We start from the raw sequence: 1,430 nt of genomic DNA, 5'->3' as shown, positions 1-1,430 counted from the left end.
TTCGTCTCGTCCCAAGAATTTTCAAATTTGCCCTGCAACAGGTTGTTTACGAGTCTCATCGGATATAAAATATTATAGAAAAAATTTGAAAATGCCCCCTGGATCGGATCCGGCATCACGTAGTCGTAGCCGCTGGCTACGGGGGTTAGTATATATGAGTAAAATACGTCGTTGAAGCTCGTCATAACGCGGTTATAGCCGCTAAGCGGATCGAAAACCTCACGCTGTGCGAACTCCTCGTCAAAACCATCCGTATCGCCGCTAGGCGCCGCGTCTTGCTTCTGTGAGCAACCGCAAAGCGCTAAGGCTGCGGCTAGGAATAGAATTTTTATAAATTTCAAATTGCAAACCTTCCTTATAAATCAAAGTGGCGATTTTACAAGTTTAAAGAAATTTTGTCAATAAAGGTAAAATTTCATATAGAATTTCCCTCTTTATATCGTAGAATAAAGCCTGCGGCTCTTTAAGAAATATATCAGAGGATATATTATAAAATCACGTGAAAGTAAACAAGAAAGGATGAAAATGGATGCAAAATTTGCTCTGGAATTCCTGCTCGGCAACGAAGCATCGCTTTTAGCCAAGCACATTAAGCTGCTTAAGGCCGTAGATGAGACTAAAAGTATTACAAAGGCCGCAGAGATCGTAGGAGTGTCGTATAAAAACGGCTGGGATGCGTTAAATTTAATCAACAACGCGAGCAAAAAGCCGCTCATCGTCCGCACTCAAGGCACTAAGAAAAATAGCGGCTCGGAGCTCACTCCATACGCTCACAAGCTGATTCGCGCTTATGATGCTATCAGCCATGCAGGAGAGACGTTTTTGAGTGAAATTTTAAAGCTTGACGAGATCACCGAAGAGAGCCTTTTAAGCTTAGAGAAGATCGGTATGAAGCTTTCTGCGCGAAATCAGCTAAGCGTTGAGATTACGGATGTTCAAACAGGCGCTGTAAATTCTCAAATCACGGCTAAACTCGCAGGTAGCGAAATTTTATGTGCGACAGTAACCGTAGAGAGCGAAAAAAATTTAGGGCTAAAGGTGGGCAAGGATGTGCTGTTTTTATTTAAGGCTCCAAGTGTCATCATCGCTAAAGAAGCCTCGGAGAAGCTAAAACTTAGTACGGCGAATCAAATCAAGGGCACGATTAGCGAGGTCAAAATCGGCGCGGTAAACGCAGAGATCTGTCTAGGCACAAGCTCGCATCAAAGCATCACCGCGATCATCACGCGAGAATCTGCCACCGCGATGGCTCTAGGAGTAGGAGATGAAGTAACGGCGATCATCGAGCCTAGCGAGATCATTATTGGCGCGTAATAGGGTGAAATTGGGTGCGCAAAATTTTAAAATTTAAGGCGTAAATTTAAAATTTTAGATACAATTCAATTCTCGGCGAGAGCCAAAGCGAAAGGCATAAAATGAAGTTAAAAGCA

2 protein-coding genes are annotated in these 1,430 nt (G+C 43.1%); one reads left to right on the top strand and one right to left on the bottom strand.

Translation table 11 applies throughout. The features are described from left to right. Positions 1–341: MlaA family lipoprotein (locus tag Q0236_RS08880; RefSeq protein ID WP_297916994.1), on the bottom strand; the 341-nt coding region annotated here is incomplete at its 3' end. 184 nt (positions 342–525) lie between these two features. On the opposite strand from Q0236_RS08880, the gene Q0236_RS08875 reads away from it, so the two are divergent. Further along, the gene (locus tag Q0236_RS08875; RefSeq protein ID WP_297916992.1) at positions 526–1,314 is read left to right on the top strand and encodes a TOBE domain-containing protein; all 789 of its coding nucleotides are present in this window, start codon (positions 526–528) and stop codon (positions 1,312–1,314) included. Positions 1,315–1,430 lie beyond the last annotated feature (116 nt).

Origin of the sequence: uncultured Campylobacter sp. (assembly GCF_938031315.1) — a bacterium.
Classification (GTDB): Bacteria; Campylobacterota; Campylobacteria; order Campylobacterales; family Campylobacteraceae; genus Campylobacter_B.
Note: the sequence above shows the minus strand (reverse complement) of the source record. Positions and strands in the feature narration are given on the sequence as shown.